Origin of the sequence: Dietzia natronolimnaea, assembly GCF_002289575.1 — a bacterium.
Taxonomy (GTDB): Bacteria; Actinomycetota; Actinomycetes; order Mycobacteriales; family Mycobacteriaceae; genus Dietzia; species Dietzia natronolimnaea_A.
This window is the reverse complement of the sequence record NZ_NTGA01000017.1, coordinates 1-14,968: the sequence shown is the minus strand read 5'-3', so window position 1 is coordinate 14,968 and position 14,968 is coordinate 1. Positions and strand designations below refer to the sequence as shown.

Annotated in this window: 12 protein-coding genes; 7 read left to right on the top strand and 5 right to left on the bottom strand. The window is 70.3% G+C overall.

Going from position 1 to position 14,968, the window contains the following annotated elements; genetic code table 11:
• Positions 1 to 4: 4 nt before the first annotated feature.
• Positions 5 to 1,486, top strand: a complete 1,482-nt coding sequence (gene gatB / locus CEY15_RS09755) for an Asp-tRNA(Asn)/Glu-tRNA(Gln) amidotransferase subunit GatB (RefSeq protein WP_017837040.1) — start codon at positions 5 to 7, stop codon at positions 1,484 to 1,486.
• A 21-nt stretch (positions 1,487 to 1,507) separates the two neighbouring features.
• Here gatB and CEY15_RS09750 read toward each other — a convergent pair whose 3' ends face one another.
• On the bottom strand, positions 1,508 to 2,536 hold the full coding sequence (locus CEY15_RS09750; protein ID WP_095718286.1) for an oxidoreductase: 1,029 nt from the start codon (positions 2,534 to 2,536) through the stop codon (positions 1,508 to 1,510).
• Between the two features lie 66 nt (positions 2,537 to 2,602).
• Between CEY15_RS09750 and CEY15_RS09745 the strand changes: the two genes are divergently transcribed.
• Positions 2,603 to 3,412: a DoxX family protein gene (locus tag CEY15_RS09745; protein ID WP_245847485.1), complete on the top strand. Its 810-nt coding sequence runs from the start codon at positions 2,603 to 2,605 to the stop codon at positions 3,410 to 3,412.
• Between the two features lie 30 nt (positions 3,413 to 3,442).
• Here CEY15_RS09745 and ilvD read toward each other — a convergent pair whose 3' ends face one another.
• On the bottom strand, positions 3,443 to 5,281 hold the full coding sequence (gene ilvD, locus CEY15_RS09740; protein WP_095718284.1) for a dihydroxy-acid dehydratase: 1,839 nt from the start codon (positions 5,279 to 5,281) through the stop codon (positions 3,443 to 3,445).
• Between the two features lie 218 nt (positions 5,282 to 5,499).
• Here ilvD and CEY15_RS09735 point away from each other — a divergent pair, with 218 nt between their 5' ends.
• Complete coding sequence (locus CEY15_RS09735) at positions 5,500 to 6,966, top strand: DUF3533 domain-containing protein (protein WP_245847482.1); 1,467 nt, start codon at positions 5,500 to 5,502, stop codon at positions 6,964 to 6,966.
• On the opposite strand, the gene CEY15_RS09730 is transcribed toward CEY15_RS09735, so the two are convergent.
• Entirely contained in the window at positions 6,856 to 7,293 is a 438-nt protein-coding gene (locus CEY15_RS09730; protein ID WP_176475071.1) for a PH domain-containing protein, read from the bottom strand. The genes CEY15_RS09735 and CEY15_RS09730 overlap by 111 nt on opposite strands.
• A gap of 280 nt (positions 7,294 to 7,573) precedes the next feature.
• On the opposite strand from CEY15_RS09730, the gene CEY15_RS09725 reads away from it, so the two are divergent.
• The 4 genes from CEY15_RS09725 to CEY15_RS09710 are packed head-to-tail and all read left to right on the top strand — an operon-like array spanning position 7,574 to position 12,709.
• On the top strand, positions 7,574 to 9,469 hold the full coding sequence (locus tag CEY15_RS09725; protein WP_081615182.1) for an acetolactate synthase large subunit: 1,896 nt from the start codon (positions 7,574 to 7,576) through the stop codon (positions 9,467 to 9,469).
• On the top strand, positions 9,466 to 9,972 hold the full coding sequence (gene ilvN / locus CEY15_RS09720) for an acetolactate synthase small subunit (RefSeq protein WP_017837033.1): 507 nt from the start codon (positions 9,466 to 9,468) through the stop codon (positions 9,970 to 9,972). The genes CEY15_RS09725 and ilvN overlap by 4 nt, the downstream gene beginning before the upstream one ends.
• 55 nt (positions 9,973 to 10,027) lie before the next feature.
• Positions 10,028 to 11,041, top strand: a complete 1,014-nt coding sequence (ilvC, locus tag CEY15_RS09715; protein WP_095718281.1) for a ketol-acid reductoisomerase — start codon at positions 10,028 to 10,030, stop codon at positions 11,039 to 11,041.
• Positions 11,042 to 11,092: 51 nt separating this feature from the next.
• Entirely contained in the window at positions 11,093 to 12,709 is a 1,617-nt protein-coding gene (locus CEY15_RS09710; protein ID WP_095718280.1) for a hypothetical protein, read from the top strand.
• Between the two features lie 48 nt (positions 12,710 to 12,757).
• Here CEY15_RS09710 and CEY15_RS09705 read toward each other — a convergent pair whose 3' ends face one another.
• Both CEY15_RS09705 and CEY15_RS09700 read right to left on the bottom strand, forming a co-directional pair.
• Positions 12,758 to 14,230, bottom strand: a complete 1,473-nt coding sequence (locus tag CEY15_RS09705) for a phytoene desaturase family protein (protein ID WP_095718279.1) — start codon at positions 14,228 to 14,230, stop codon at positions 12,758 to 12,760.
• A complete protein-coding gene (locus tag CEY15_RS09700; RefSeq protein ID WP_245847478.1) occupies positions 14,227 to 14,880 on the bottom strand; it encodes a hypothetical protein in 654 nt (217 codons plus the stop codon). Before CEY15_RS09700 ends, CEY15_RS09705 begins: the two co-directional genes overlap by 4 nt.
• Between the last annotated feature and the right edge of the window lie 88 nt (positions 14,881 to 14,968).

Sequence of the window (14,968 nt, the reverse complement as noted above, 5' to 3'; positions counted from 1 at the left end):
CCGCATGGAGTTCACCGAGGTCGTGTCACGTTTCGATCCCGTCATGGGCATGGAGGTGCACGTCGAGTTGCACACCGCCACCAAGATGTTCTGCGGGTGCCCGACGGCGTTCGGAGCCGACCCCAACACGCAGGTGTGCCCGGTGTGTATCGGGCTGCCGGGGGCGCTGCCGGTGGTCAACGGGCAGGCCGTCGAATGGGCCATCAAGATCGGCCTGGCCCTGGGGTGTTCGATCGCGCCGTACAGCCGGTTCGCGCGAAAGAACTATTTCTATCCGGACCAGCCGAAGAACTACCAGATCTCCCAGTACGACGAGCCGATCGCGCACGACGGGTTCCTCGACGTCCAGCTCGATGACGGCTCCACCTGGCGCGTCGAGGTCGAGCGGGCGCACATGGAGGAGGACACCGGCAAGTCCACGCATGTCGGCTCGGCCACCGGCCGGATCCACGGTGCCACCCATTCGCTGCTCGACTTCAATCGCGCCGGCGTTCCGCTGATCGAGATCGTCTCCAAGCCGATCGTCGGGGCGGGGGAGCGTGCACCCGAGATCGCCCGCGCCTACGTCTCGGCGTTGCGCGACCTGCTCCGGAGCCTCGACGTCTCGGACGTCCGCATGGACCAGGGATCGATGCGGTGTGACGCCAACGTCTCCCTGATGCCCAAGGGGGCCACCGAGTTCGGCACCCGCACGGAGACGAAGAACGTCAACTCGCTGCGCAGTGTCGAGATCGCCGTGCGCCACGAGATGTGCAGACAGGCCGACGTGCTGACCTCCGGTGGTGAGGTGGTGCTCGAGACGCGGCACTTCCACGAATCCGACGGCACCACCACGGCGGGCAGGCCCAAGGAGTCCGCCGAGGACTACCGGTACTTCCCGGAGCCCGATCTCGCCCCGGTGGAACCGCTCGACGAGCTCGTCGAGAAGATCCGAGCCGAACTGCCCGAACTGCCATGGGTGCGCCGCGCGCGGGTGCAGGCGGAGTGGGGCGTCTCGGACGAGGAGATGCGCGACCTGGTCAATGCCGGGGCGCTGGACCTGATCCTCGCCACCGTTGACGCCGGCGCTGCGCCCACCGAGGCCCGCTCGTGGTGGGTGTCCTACCTGTCCCAGCAGGCCAACAAGCGTGGCGTGGGCCTGCAAGGTCTCGAGATCTCCCCGGCCCAGGTGGCACGCGTCATCGAGCTCGTGGCAGAAGGCAGGCTCACCAACAAGCTCGCCCGTCAGGTCGTGGACGCGGTCCTGGACGGCGAGGGTGAGCCCGACCGCGTCGTGGCGGACAGGGGCCTCGAGGTGGTCCGTGACGACTCCGCGCTACAGAAGGCCGTCGACGACGCCCTCGCGGCCCAGCCGGATATCGCGGAGAAGATCCGCTCCGGGAAGGTCCAGGCGGCCGGGGCGATCGTGGGTGCGGTCATGAAGGCCACCCGCGGTCAGGCGGACCCGGCGAGGGTCAAGGAACTGGTCATCGCCGCCTGCGGCTAGGTGTGCAGCCAGGCCCCGGTCTCAGGTGCGAGCGTCGCCGCCGCCGCCGGCGGACTGAGGCAGGATGACGGCGCGGTCATCGGTGGGGACGGGTGAGCCACCGCTCTTGTTGGTGGTCCCTCCCAGCAGTACCCCGTCACCGACTGACGCCAGGCCGGTGATACGTCCGTAGCGACCCTCGGCCAACGCCTCGGGTTGGCCGCGCGCCGCCCCACCGGTCAGGGCGAGGGTGTCAGCGCGTTCGCCGTCCGGCAACGCGAGGGCGAGTGAGTCCTGGGCCGCGGCGCACCCTCCGGCCGAACGCTGGTCAGGCCAGGTCCAGATGACGCGATCGGCGCTCCGGATCACCGCACCGCGGTCGGTGACGGTGGCGAGGTAGAGCTCGGACCCATGGGTGCACAGTCCGGTGATCCGGCCCACGTCGCGGACGACGACCTCGGGGTTCTGCGCGGTGCCGATGCCCCTGAACCCGGGGAATCTCACGACCTCCGAGCCCACACCCACCGTCAGGACCGCGTCGACAAAGGCGAGCCCCCCGGTCTCGGCGGGGGCGAGTTCGGCGACCGTCCTGGGCGCGTCCCCGCGCGCGAGCCGTTCGACCCTGGAGGGGCCGTCGCCGACGACGAGGAGATACAGCAGCCTGTCCTGGGCGAAGTCCGGGGAGGGCGCCACGGCCGCCACGCGACCGCCACGCGGGTCGACCCGGCCGAAGTCCTCGGGAGGGCCGTCCACAGACACGATCTTCACGCCCCCCGTCGACTCCGCCACCAGCGCCCGCTCTCCGAGGCCGGCGACCGCGACGGCCGGTTCGAGGCACGTCGCGATGACGGCCGGGTCCGGGTCCACACACGGGCCGGTCTCCGGGGGTGCGTCCTGCTCGCCCGGGATGGGAGACGAAGACGGCGGGGGGATCCCCGGCGGGGTGGACGGCGGGGCCGCACCCATCCCCGGGCCCGGTGCGGGGGTGAAGGGGGCCTCGAGACGATCGTCGAACCTCGCGCACCCGGCCATCACCATGACCAGGACCACCAGCAGCGAGAGCGATCTCATGACGACAAGACTACGGTGCGCCGTGTCCTGGGTGCGGGGGCCCGGGAAGCGGCCTATGGTCGCAGGGTGACTTCCTCAACGCCCGGAGACGACGCTCGAACCGAGATGATCCACGATGTCGACTACCCGCTCGACGTCCCCGAAGCCACGAGGACCGGCCCCACCCCGGGATCCGCGGACTCGGCGACCACGGCATTCCCGGCGGCGACCCGGACGGACTACTCCCACTACCCGGACTCCGGTGCCTACGACACGTCGACGCCGTTGCCGTTCGGCGACCAGCCCACGACCATCGCCCCTGAGAACCGGGACGAGATCCCCCGGCGCGGCACGGCGGACTTCGGATTGTTCCTCCTGCGTCTCGCGGTGGGCGTCCTGCTGACGATGCGGGGTCTGCAGAAGCTCTTCGGTCTGTTCGGGGGCCCGGGTCTCGACGGGTTCACGCAGACACTCACCGAGTCGGGCTTCGACCAGGCCCGGCTCCTCGCGGTCACCGGCGGCGTCGTCGAGCTGGTGGCGGGAGCCCTGCTCGTCGTGGGCCTGGCCACTCCGGTAGCGGCGGCGGGGTTGCTCGGCATCGTCGGTCTGGGCCTCGCGGTCCGGCTCACCGGCGGCGACCCCATCCCGCTGCTCGGGGAGACGACCCGTGGTCTGGAGACCTCGGTGCTGTACATCGCCGCTCTGCTCGCCCTGCTGTTCGCGGGTCCCGGACGGTGGTCTGTCGACCGTAAATGGCGATGGTCGCACCGCCCCCGGTTCAGCGGTGCGATCTGGCTGCTGCTGGCCGTCATCGCGGCGGGAGTGATCTGGTATCTGCTCAACGGCACCAACCCGCTGACGTCCACCACCGACAGCCCAGCGGTCACCGCCGGCTGAGGGCCGGGACCGCGGGGGCCCGAACGAGGATCAGTCGGGCAGGATCCGGACCGCACCCTTGTCGGCGGACGACGCCATGGAGGCGTAGGCCCGCAGCGCGGCGGAGACCTTCCGGTCGCGGGAGTCCGGACGCCAGGGGGTGGGTCCCTTGGCCGCCCGGCGACGGTCCATCTCGACGTCGTCGACGTCCACCGAGATGGACCGGGTGGCCACGTCGATCGTCACCACGTCACCGTCCCGGACCAACCCGATCGGGCCACCGGCCGCGGCCTCCGGCGCGATGTGCCCGATTGACAGTCCCGACGAGCCCCCGGAGAAGCGGCCGTCGGTGATGAGTGCACACTTGGTCCCCAGGCCGGCGCCCTTGATGAACGCGGTGGGGTGGAGCATCTCCTGCATCCCCGGCCCGCCGGCGGGGCCCTCGTACAGCACAACCAGCACCTCACCGGGCCGCAGGGTCTTGTTGAGGATCACCGACACCGCCTGCTCCTGGGACTCCACGACCCGGGCGGGGCCGCTGAAGTGGAAGTTCTCCTCGGACACGCCGGCCGTCTTGAAGACCGACCCGTCCGGGGCGATGTTCCCGCGCAGCACGGCCAGCCCGCCCTCGGCGGTGGCCGGGTGCTCGACGGAGTGGATGCACCCGTGCGCGGCGTCCGTGTCGAGTGACTCCCAGCGGTTGTCGGTGGAGAACGGCTCAATCGTCCGGACCCCGCCCGGGGCGGCGTGGAACAACTCCACGGCCTTCTCGGTGGCCGTGCCGCTACGGATGTCCCAGTCCGCGATGTACTGCTCGAGCGAGGGGGAGTGGACGGAATGGACGTCGGTCTCCAGCAGGCCACCGCGGAGCAGTTCGCCGAGGATCGCCGGGATGCCACCGGCCCGGTGGACGTGCTCCATGTAGTAATCCGAGTTGGGTGCGACCTTGGCCAGGCACGGCACCCGACGGGAGATCTGCTCGATGTCCGACAGGTCGAATTCCACCTCGCCCTCCTGCGCGGCGGCCAGGATGTGCAGCACGGTGTTGGTGGACCCGCCCATGGCCACGTCGAGCGTCATGGCGTTGGCGAAGGCCTCCTTGGTGGCGACCGACTTCGGCAGGACCGACTCGTCGTCGTCGCGGTAGTACCGGGTGCACAGGTCCACGATGACCCGGCCGGCCTCGGCGAAGAGTTCCCGGCGTGCGCTGTGGGTGGCGAGGGTCGAGCCGTTGCCCGGGAGGGACAGCCCCAGGGCCTCGGTGAGGCAGTTCATGGAGTTTGCGGTGAACATGCCCGAGCAGGACCCGCACGTGGGGCACGCCGAGCGCTCGATCGTGTCGAGGTCGTCCTGTCCGACTGCGGTGTTGGCCGAGGCGGAGATCGCGGTGATGAGGTCGGAACCGGCTTTGACCACGCCGTCGACGACCACCGAGAACCCGGACTCCATGGGGCCACCGGAAACGAACACCGTGGGGATGTTCAGACGCATCGCCGCGTTGAGCATTCCCGGGGTGATCTTGTCGCAGTTGGAGATGCACACCAGTGCATCGGCCGTGTGGGCGTTGACCATGTACTCGACGGAGTCGGCGATGATCTCGCGGCTCGGAAGCGAGTACAGCATGCCCGCGTGACCCATGGCGATGCCGTCGTCCACGGCGATGGTGTGGAATTCGCGCGCGACGCCGCCCGCCGCGGTGATCTGCTCGGCGACGATCTCACCGACGTTCTTCAGGTGCACGTGACCCGGGACGAACTGCGTGTACGAGTTGGCCACCGCGATGATCGGCTTGCCGAAGTCGGCGTCGGTCATGCCGGTGGCGCGCCACAGGGCGCGCGCCCCCGCAGCGTTGCGTCCGGCTGTGCTGGTGCGTGACCTCAGGGCAGGCATGGGACCTCGATCGGTTCTCAGGACTACGGGCGGAGCGCCCCGTCTGGGCAGCACCGCGACCGGACCGGGGAACGGACCAGGGAACGGTCCTGCGACCGGGCCCGTGACGTGCGGCGGAGCGCCCGAGGGGACGGGTACACAGTACCCGCGGGGGCAGGAGTAGCTTCGTTCCGGTCGGGCGAGTGACCGACCGGCGCTGCACACGAATGAGGTTCACCATGACCGACTCGACCGACTCGACCCACGTGACCGACTCGGGCCACACCGGAGGCGTCCGTGAGTTCGTCTCGCACTCCGCAGGCGCGGTCGTACTGGTCTGCGGGTTGTTTTTCCTCCTGTCGTTCATGTACCTCGGGGGCACCGCGGACCCCCAGGCCCATGCCCGCCACATCCCCGTGGCGGTGGTGGACTCCGACGCCGGCGCCTCGTTGGACACACCGGTCGGGGTGCGGGACCTCGACGTGGGATCGCAGATCACCGCCGGCCTGCTCCAGAACAACGACTGGGAGAGGATCCGGCTGCACGTCGTGGATCCCGAGACGGCGGAGGAAGGTCTACGCACGGGGACGTACTTCGGCGCGGTGAGGATTCCCGCGGATCTGAGTGAGCGGGTGGTCGGCCTGGTCGAGGCGGCCGCCACCGAGGCGGGGGACGCCGCCGAGCCTCCTGCGCCCGCGCGGATCACACTCGAGTACTCCCCCCGCGTCTCGATCGTCTCGAGTCAGGTCCTGAACACCATGGCGAATGCGATGCAGGAGTCGTTGCGCGACCGGATGGGATCCAGGATTCTCCAGGACTCACAGCTGCTCGCCGAGGCGGAGGGCAGGACTATCGGTGCCGCGGCGACCCTCGCGCTCCAGGATCCGGTGGGGATCGACGTGGTCGCGTGGAACCCGCTGCCGGAGGGTGTGTCGAACGCCTCGCTGCCGATGTTCTACGCGCTGATCGTGGTGCTCGCGGGGTTCACCGGGGCGATGATCATCTCCGCCGTGCTCGACGCCCGTCTGGGGTTCATCCCCCTGGAGGTCGGACCGCTGGCGTTGCACGTCCACGTGGCCCCGTTCGGTCGGCTCCAGACCCTCGCCCGAAAATGGGTGGTGACGCTGGTGACGGCCCCGCTCGTGTCGGGGTTGACCCTTCTCGTCGCACACGTCATCGGGGTCACGGGGTACGACCCGTGGCACCTGTTCTGGTTCTCGAACCTGGTCATCGTCGCGGTGGGGGTCTGTGCCCACACCATCATCGCGGCGATCGGCAACGCCGGCCTGCTGGTCAACCTCGTGGTCTTCGTGGTGTTGGGGATCCCCACGTCGGGAGGCGCCACCCCGACCCAGATGCTGCCGCAGGTGTTCGTGGTGATCGGAAACCTCCAACCGATGCACCAGGCCTACCTGGGGATCCGCTCCGTCATGTTCTTCGACTCGAGCTGGGACGCGGGTCTGGGCCACGCGGTCTGGGTGCTCGGCGGCTGGGCCGTGGCGGGACTCCTCGCCGGGGTCGTGATCACCCTGCTGTACGAGCGGATGGGGATGCGGCGTCAGGCCGTGGCGGAGCGGGTCCCGGCGGGCCGTCGCTCAACCGGCGTCGTCGGCCCGCGAGGCGGAGTAGGGGTCGCGGATGCGCCCCCGACTGGCGACCGAGAGTCGGGGGAGGTCGTGGAACGAGACCCCTCCCATCGGGAATGAGTGGTCCGTGGTGGTGACCAGGCGGGCGAAGCCGTTCTTTGGGAACAGCACCCCCTTGACCTCGTCCCACGGCACGAACCTGCTCGACCGCCAGGACGACAGGTGGACGCCGTCCTCGTCGAGTCTGGTGTTGGTCCGCGCGACCCACCACCCGAACGCGATCGGGAGCAGCACGAGCCATCCGAGAGCGACGGGGTAGGTGCTGACGGGCCAGAGGATCGCCAGGACGACGATGACGATGACGGCGTAGGACATGGGGTTGACCCGGAACAGGGCGCGGTCGCTCGGCGTGGATTCCGGGTGGGGTGCTCTGAATGGGGCGCTCATGGTGCCCTCCACTGTCTCACGGTCCACCATGTGGGATCGGGTATCCACGAGTTGACGACCGTGACGGCCGGGGCCTAACCTGAGCGCGTGAACACCTGGAACGGTCTAGTACTCGGCCGGCGCGTCGGCGCCTGAGCCGCTACCTGGCTTTTTCGTCGACGCGCACCCTCGCCGGCCCCCGTGGTCGTCGGGGGTTTTTTGTTGCCGGGTTCCCCTGGTCCCACCGGACCGGGTGCGGCGACGAACGTCAGCTCCACGACCACCATGAAGGACAGTTGAAGTGAGCGCACCAACGGCACAGCCCGGACCACGTCCGGGTGCAGAGCACAGGGCCCGGTCCGCGGCCCCCGAGAGGATGACGGGCGCGCAGGCGGTCGTCCGGTCCCTCGAGGAGATCGGCACCGAGGTCGTCTTCGGCATCCCCGGCGGCGCGATCCTGCCCGTCTACGATCCCCTCTACGACTCGGTCAAGGTCCGACACGTGCTGGTCCGGCACGAGCAGGGCGCAGGTCACGCGGCGACCGGGTACGCGCAGGCCACGGGCAGGGTCGGCGTGTGCATGGCCACCTCGGGCCCCGGGGCCACCAACCTCGTCACCCCGCTGGCGGACGCGCAGATGGACTCGGTTCCGATCGTGGCCATCACCGGCCAGGTGGGCACCGCGCTCATCGGCACGGACGGTTTCCAGGAAGCCGACATCTCCGGCATCACGATGCCGATCACCAAGCACAACTTCCTGGTCTCGCACGGGGACGACATCCCGCGGATGATCGCGGAGGCGTTCCACATCGCGCAGACCGGCCGGCCGGGGGCGGTCCTCGTGGACATCCCCAAGGACGTCCTGCAGGCCGAGATGACCTTCTCCTGGCCCCCGGAGATGAAGCTGCCCGGGTACCGACCGGTGACCAAGCCCCACGGCAAGCAGATCCGGGAGGCGGCACGGCTCATCGCCAAGGCCCAGCGCCCGGTCCTCTACGTCGGCGGGGGAGTCATCAAGGCGGACGCCTCGGCCGAGCTGCTGGCCCTGGCGGAGCTCACGGGAATCCCCGTGGTCACGACGCTGATGGCGAGGGGCGCGTTCCCCGACTCACACCGGCTCCACTACGGCATGCCCGGCATGCACGGCACCGTGGCCGCGGTCGCCGCACTGCAGAAGTCGGATCTGCTCGTCACGCTGGGTGCCCGTTTCGACGACCGGGTGACCGGCCAGCTCGACACCTTCGCACCCGGGGCCAAGGTCATCCACGCCGATATCGATCCGGCGGAGATCGGCAAGAACCGCGCCGTCGACGTCCCGATCGTCGGTGACATCAAGGAGGTGCTGGTCGAGCTCGTCCAGACGCTGCGCGGAGAACGCGACGCCGGCTCGCTCGCCGAGCCCACCGGGTGGGTGGGCGAGCTGGACGCGATCCGGTCCGAGTACCCGCTGGGCTACGGGCCGCAGTCCGATGGATCGCTCTCCCCGGAGTTCGTGATCGAGCGACTCAGCGCGGCCGCCGGGCCGGACGCGATCTACTGCGCGGGAGTCGGCCAGCATCAGATGTGGGCCGCGCAGTTCGTGCAGTACGAGAAGCCGCGCACGTGGCTCAACTCGGGCGGACTCGGGACCATGGGGTACTCGGTGCCCGCGGCGATGGGCGCCAAGTTCGGTCGGCCGGAGGCCGAGGTGTGGGCCATCGACGGTGACGGCTGCTTCCAGATGACCAACCAGGAGCTCGCCACCTGTGCGATCGAGGGCGCCCCCATCAAGGTGGCCCTGATCAACAATGGAAACCTCGGCATGGTCCGCCAGTGGCAGACGCTGTTCTACGACCAGCGCTACTCGCAGACGGACCTGTCGACCCAGTCCATGCTCATCCCCGACTTCGTCAAGCTCGGGGAGGCACTGGGGTGCGTCGCGCTCCGGTGTGACCGCGAGGAGGACGTCGACCGGGTGATCGCCCGCGCCCGGGAGATCAACGACCGACCGGTGCTCATCGACTTCATCGTGGGCAAGGACGCCCAGGTGTGGCCGATGGTCGCGGCGGGCACGTCCAACGACGAGATCATGGCGGCGCGGGACATCCGGCCGCTGTTCGACGACACCGATTCCGTGGCCGACGACGCCGCGGACGTCCACGAGGTGACCGAGCGGATCGACGCCGCCGTGCTCGCCGCCCAGGAGGAGGACCAGTGACCGCCCGCTCCCACACCCTGAGCGTGCTGGTGGAGGACAAGCCCGGCGTGCTCGCGCGCGTGGCGTCGCTGTTCTCCCGGCGCGGGTTCAACATCGAGTCCCTCGCGGTGGGTCCCACGGAGACCGACGGCCTCTCGCGGATGACGATCGTGGTGGCCGTCGAGGACTTCCCCCTCGAACAGGTGACCAAGCAGCTCAACAAGCTGGTCAACGTGATCAAGATCGTGGAGCAGGACCCGGCCGGTTCGGTCGCCCGGGAACTCACGCTGGTCAAGGTCCGCGCCGACACCACCAACCGCGGCCAGATCGTCGAGATCGCCAGTCTGTTCCGCGCCCACGTCGTGGACGTCTCCCCGGAGTCGCTCACGCTCGAGGCGACCGGCACCCCCGACAAGCTCGACGCGCTGCTGCGCATGCTCGACGGCTATGGGATCCGCGAGATCGTGCAGTCCGGCATGGTCGCGCTGGGACGCGGCCCCAAGTCCATCACCACCACTCGATAGTCTCGACTTCTACACAAGTCTCGGCTTCACGAAAACAACACGAAGGGAATCCACCATGGCAGTGGAGATGTTCTACGACGACTCGGCGGACCTGTCGCTGATCCAGGGCCGCAAGGTCGCGGTCATCGGTTACGGCTCGCAGGGGCACGCGCACTCGCTGAGCCTGCGTGACTCCGGTGTAGAGGTCGCGATCGGTCTGCGCGAGGGATCCAAGTCGCGCGCGAAGGCCGAGGAGGCCGGACTGAAGGTCATGACCGCCGCCGAGGCCACCAAGTGGGCCGACGTGGTCATGCTGCTGGCCCCCGACACCTCGCAGGCCCAGATCTTCACCGAGGACATCGAGCCCAACCTGAACGACGGCGACGCGCTGTTCTTCGGCCACGGCCTCAACATCCACTTCGGTCTGATCAGGCCCGCCGAGGGCGTCACCGTCGCGATGGTCGCCCCGAAGGGCCCCGGCCACCTGGTGCGCCGACAGTTCGTCGACGGCAAGGGCGTCCCGGCGCTCATCGCCGTGGAGCAGGACCCCAAGGGCGAGGGCGAGGCGCTGGCGCTGTCCTACGCCAAGGCGATCGGCGGAACCCGCGCGGGCGTCATCAAGACCACCTTCAAGGACGAGACCGAGACCGACCTGTTCGGCGAGCAGGCCGTGCTCTGCGGCGGCACCGAGGAGCTCGTCAAGACGGGCTTCGAGGTGATGGTCGAGGCGGGATACGCACCCGAGCTCGCCTACTTCGAGGTGCTGCACGAGCTCAAGCTCATCGTCGACCTCATGTACGAGGGCGGCATCGCGCGGATGAACTACTCGGTGTCCGACACCGCCGAGTTCGGCGGCTACCTCTCGGGCCCGCGCGTCATCGACGCCGGCACCAAGGAGCGCATGAAGGCCATCCTGGCCGACATCCAGGACGGCACCTTCACCAAGCGTCTCGTGGCCAACGTCGAGGGCGGCAACAAGGAGCTCGAGCAGCTCCGTAAGGAGAACGCCGAGCACCCGATCGAGGTCACCGGCCAGAAGCTGCGCGATCTGATGAGCTGGGTCGACCGGCCGATCACCGAGACCGCCTGAGGCCCATGTAGGGTCCAGCGGGATCGATTCCCGACTGTCAGGAGGACCGCCGTGCGCCACTTCAACCGAGGAGTGGGGGCGGCGGTTCTCTCGTTCTGTCTGGTCGCGGCCACCTCCGCGTGCACCTCCGGGCCCGACGACGCGGCGCCGGGCATCACCGCCGCGCAGGTCGAGGGTGCGAGGGTCGCCGTGGACACCGACGAGTCCGGTGTCGAGGCGACCCGCCTGCTGGTGGAGGCCGCCCCGGTGGTCGTGGTGGCGGCGCCGGACGAGGCCGCCCAGGCCCGCGCCGCGTCGGTGGCCGTGGGGCTGCGCGCGCCGATGCTCACCGCGGTGGCCGGTGGCGATGACGCGCTCGCGGGCGAACTCGACCGGATGGGCACGGAGCGGGTGCTGCGGGTCGGCGAGGTGACGTTCACCCCCGACGACGGCGAGGTCGTCGATTCCCCTGAGGACCGCGCCGATCTGGAGGAACTGACCGGGATCACGTTCCACTCGGAGCAGCAGATCCCCGGCGACCGCGTGGACGACGTCACCGTCCACCAGTCCCCGGGTTCACCGTCCCTGATGGTGGTCGGGCAGTTCACCGCCGGCGGTGAGACCGCCTCGGACACCCAGCAGTTCACCGTCGGCGGGCCCGCCTGGTCCGCGGACGACGCCCCTCGCGTCCTCGTCCACGACCAGACCCCGGTGGCCGCGGTCGCGACCGCCGTCGCGGGCGGGGCGGCGGTCTCCCACCTCCGGGCACCGGACCCGCGTGTCGACGGCGGTTCGGTCGAGGCCGTGACCGACGCCGACACCGTGATCGCCCTCGGGCCCGGGTGGGGGACCGAGGAGGAGTTGGCCGAGCGGATCGACGAGGCCCGGACCGTTCCCGAGCTTCCCGGCGGGGGGCAACTGCTCTTCCCGGGCCGACGGTTCGTGGCGGCGTACGGCTCGCCCATCACCCCGGCGCTGGGCGTCCTCGGCGAGCAGGGACCCGAGGAGAGCGCGGAACGGGTGCGCCGGTTGGTCGAGGAGTACCAGCCGTACTCTCCCGAACCGGTCATCCCCGCGTTCGAGATCATCGCCACCGTCGCGGCGACCGAACCCGGTCCCGACGGCAATTACACCAACGAGTGGCCTCCGGAGGAGTTCGAGCCGCTTATCGACGCGATCACCGAGGCCGGCGGTTACGCCGTGATCGACCTGCAGCCCGGGATGGCGGACCTGCTCGACCAGGCCCGGTTGTTCGAGGATCTGCTCCGGCGGCCCAACGTGGGACTGGCCCTGGACCCCGAGTGGAAGCTCGAGCCCGGACAGCGTCCGGGGGCGCAGATCGGCAGCGCGAGCGCCGAGGAGATCAACCGGGTCACCCACTGGCTCGCCGATCTCACCCGCGACTCCGGCGGCCCGCAGAAGCTGCTCATCCTGCACCAGTTCAGCCTGGCGATGATCACCGACCGCGAGGACATCGACACCTCGCGGCCCGAGGTGGCGATCTCCCTCCACGCCGACGGGCACGGAACGCCGGAGATGAAAATGGAGACGTGGGAGGTCCTGCAACAGGGATTGTCCCCCGATATCTGGATGGCGTGGAAGAACTTCTACGACGAGGACACGCCGACCTTCACTCCGGAACAGACGATGGCGGTCGAACCCCGGCCCTGGTTCGTGTCCTACCAGTAGGCGGCCCGACCGCCCGGCCGAGACGGGTCGGGCGGTCGAGCCGACCCGTCAGCCTCGGAGGATCCGCTCGGCGACGTGCTGGCCCGCCATCCCGTGGACGCCCGGCCCCGGGGGCGTCGACCCGGACGCGTGCCACACACCGGGCACGCCGGTGGCGAAGGGGTCGACGCGGGGGACCGGACGGGCGACGAGGCCGCGCAGGTCCACGCGACCCGCGGCGATGTCCCCCCCGGCGTAGCTCGCATTATGCCGATCCATCCGGGACGCGGGAGTGCACCGGGTGGCCACCACCACGTCGCGGACCCCGGGTGCGACCGCCTCGAGCGCGGCGAGCACCTGCTCGGTCTGGTCCTGCCCCGAGTAGGCGGGCACGTGGGCGTAGGTCCACAGTGGCCGTCGTCCGTCGGGAGCGATCCGACCCGGATCCGTCACCCACGGCTGGGAGACCAACACCATCGGACGGTCCGCGTGACGTCCGTCCGCCACCGCGCGCTCGGCCGCGTCGATGTGGGCCGAGTTCCCACCCAGGTGAATCGTGCCCGCGGCGCGCAGGCGTCGGTCTCTCCACGGCACCGGACCCGACAGGACGATGTCGACCTTCGCCGCGGCGCCTCCCACGGGCGCGCGGGTGAGTCGGCGGGCCCGCCGCTCCACGGCCGGCGATGGCGAGGACGACAGCAGGATCTCGCCGAGGATCCGCGAGGAGGTGTTGAAGACGATGTCCCGCGCGTCGATCCGCGCCAGCGACTCGACGCGGACCCCCGTGCGGATCTCCCCGCCGGCCCGGCGCAGCGCCTCTGCCAGAGCACCGGTGATCGCACCGCTCCCCCCGACGGGAAGGGCCCACCCGAGCGGGGAGTGCAGGAGGGAACCGAGGACCAGCCCGACCCCGGTCGCCGCCGGCGAGGAGAGGCGCGAGATCGCATGGGAGGCGATCCCCGAGAGCAGTGTCCGGCCATCCGGCCCGAACCGGTCAGCCGTGATACCCAGGGGATGTGCCCGGGCGAAGGTCCTCGCCAGCGCCGCCACCACCGTGACCGGCGGGATCGACCGCTGATCGGACAGCGCCGTGGCCGCCACCTCGAGTGGCCGCCCGGCCAGCGGTCCCATGACCTGCCACCAGGCCCGGGCCTCCGTCTCGGACCCCATCCCCTCGGCCAGGGTCGCGGGGGAGGGGTCGGAGGGCACCACGATCGCGTCGCGACCGGGGAGCGCGTGGCCCAACTGAACCGGCGGCGTCCTCAACTCGACGCCGTGCGCGGCCAGGTCGAACTGCCGGAAGAACGGTGCGGCGCCGGCCATCGGGTGGACAGCCGAACACGGGTCGACCAGCAGGCCCTCGCCGAGATCGCCCGGCATGCCGTCCATGGGCAGGGTGCGACACCCGCCCCCGATGGTGTCCTCGGCCTCGAGGACCACGACCCGTCGGCCGGCGCGGGCGCACAGGAGCGCGGCGGCGAGTCCGTTCGGACCCGACCCCACCACCGCGACGTCGGCGCGAACCGGGGCGGAACGGGTCATTCGAATACTGCCAGACCGTAGGTGCGTCGCAGTTCCTCGAGCAGGACCGCCTGTGCCGCGGCCTGCTCGGCCAGGTCCATCAGGACGCGTCGGGTCCCGGGGCCGCCCACCGTCGCACCCTCACCACCGGAGGGCGCGTCCGCGACCCAGGATTCCGCGAGCAGGTCCCACATCGAGCGTTTGGCCACGACGAGGGTGCGTAGCGCCTCCAACACCCCCAGGCGGGCGAGCGGGTCGCTGAGCACCGGCCCCACGGGCAGGACGCCCAGCGCGATCCCGGAGGATCGGCGCAACAGCCCCCGACCCGGCGTCCCGATGGGGGTCAGCCGGGACAACACCTCGGAGGCGAAGGTGATCTCCTGCTCGAACTGTTCCCGCAGTGGCTCGAGGCGGGCCCGGTCGGGATCGTCGACCGCCCGGATGCAGCGGTCGAGCAGGCTGCGTCCCACGGCAGCGCCGTACAGGTGGGCCCTCAGGTAGGTGGCCACCGCGGTCGAGCCGCGAGCGGGCGCGAGGACGGGCAGCCAGGGACTGGGCAGGCCGGCCGGGAATCCGGTCGACCGGGGAGTGAGCGGCATGGGTGTTCCGTTCGTCTGGCGGAGGTCGGGTGCTGCGGTGACACGGTCGGGTGCTGCGGTGACATCAGCCACGGTAGGCCTCCGTCGCCAGCCCGGCCACTGGTCGTGGGCGGGGCGCGGTGACCTAGATGTATTGACCACGCAGGTTGTGTCTCCGGTC

Coding starts and splice junctions, on each gene's coding strand:
- ilvC (WP_095718281.1), top strand. CDS start 10,028: ATGGCAGTGGAGATGTTCTACGACGACTCGGCGGACCTGTCGCTGATC.
- gatB (WP_017837040.1), top strand. CDS start 5: ATGGAGTTCACCGAGGTCGTGTCACGTTTCGATCCCGTCATGGGCATG.
- CEY15_RS09735 (WP_245847482.1), top strand. CDS start 5,500: ATGACCGACTCGACCGACTCGACCCACGTGACCGACTCGGGCCACACC.
- ilvD (WP_095718284.1), bottom strand. CDS start 5,281: ATGCCTGCCCTGAGGTCACGCACCAGCACAGCCGGACGCAACGCTGCG.
- CEY15_RS09705 (WP_095718279.1), bottom strand. CDS start 14,230: ATGACCCGTTCCGCCCCGGTTCGCGCCGACGTCGCGGTGGTGGGGTCG.
- CEY15_RS09750 (WP_095718286.1), bottom strand. CDS start 2,536: ATGAGATCGCTCTCGCTGCTGGTGGTCCTGGTCATGGTGATGGCCGGG.
- CEY15_RS09730 (WP_176475071.1), bottom strand. CDS start 7,293: ATGAGCGCCCCATTCAGAGCACCCCACCCGGAATCCACGCCGAGCGAC.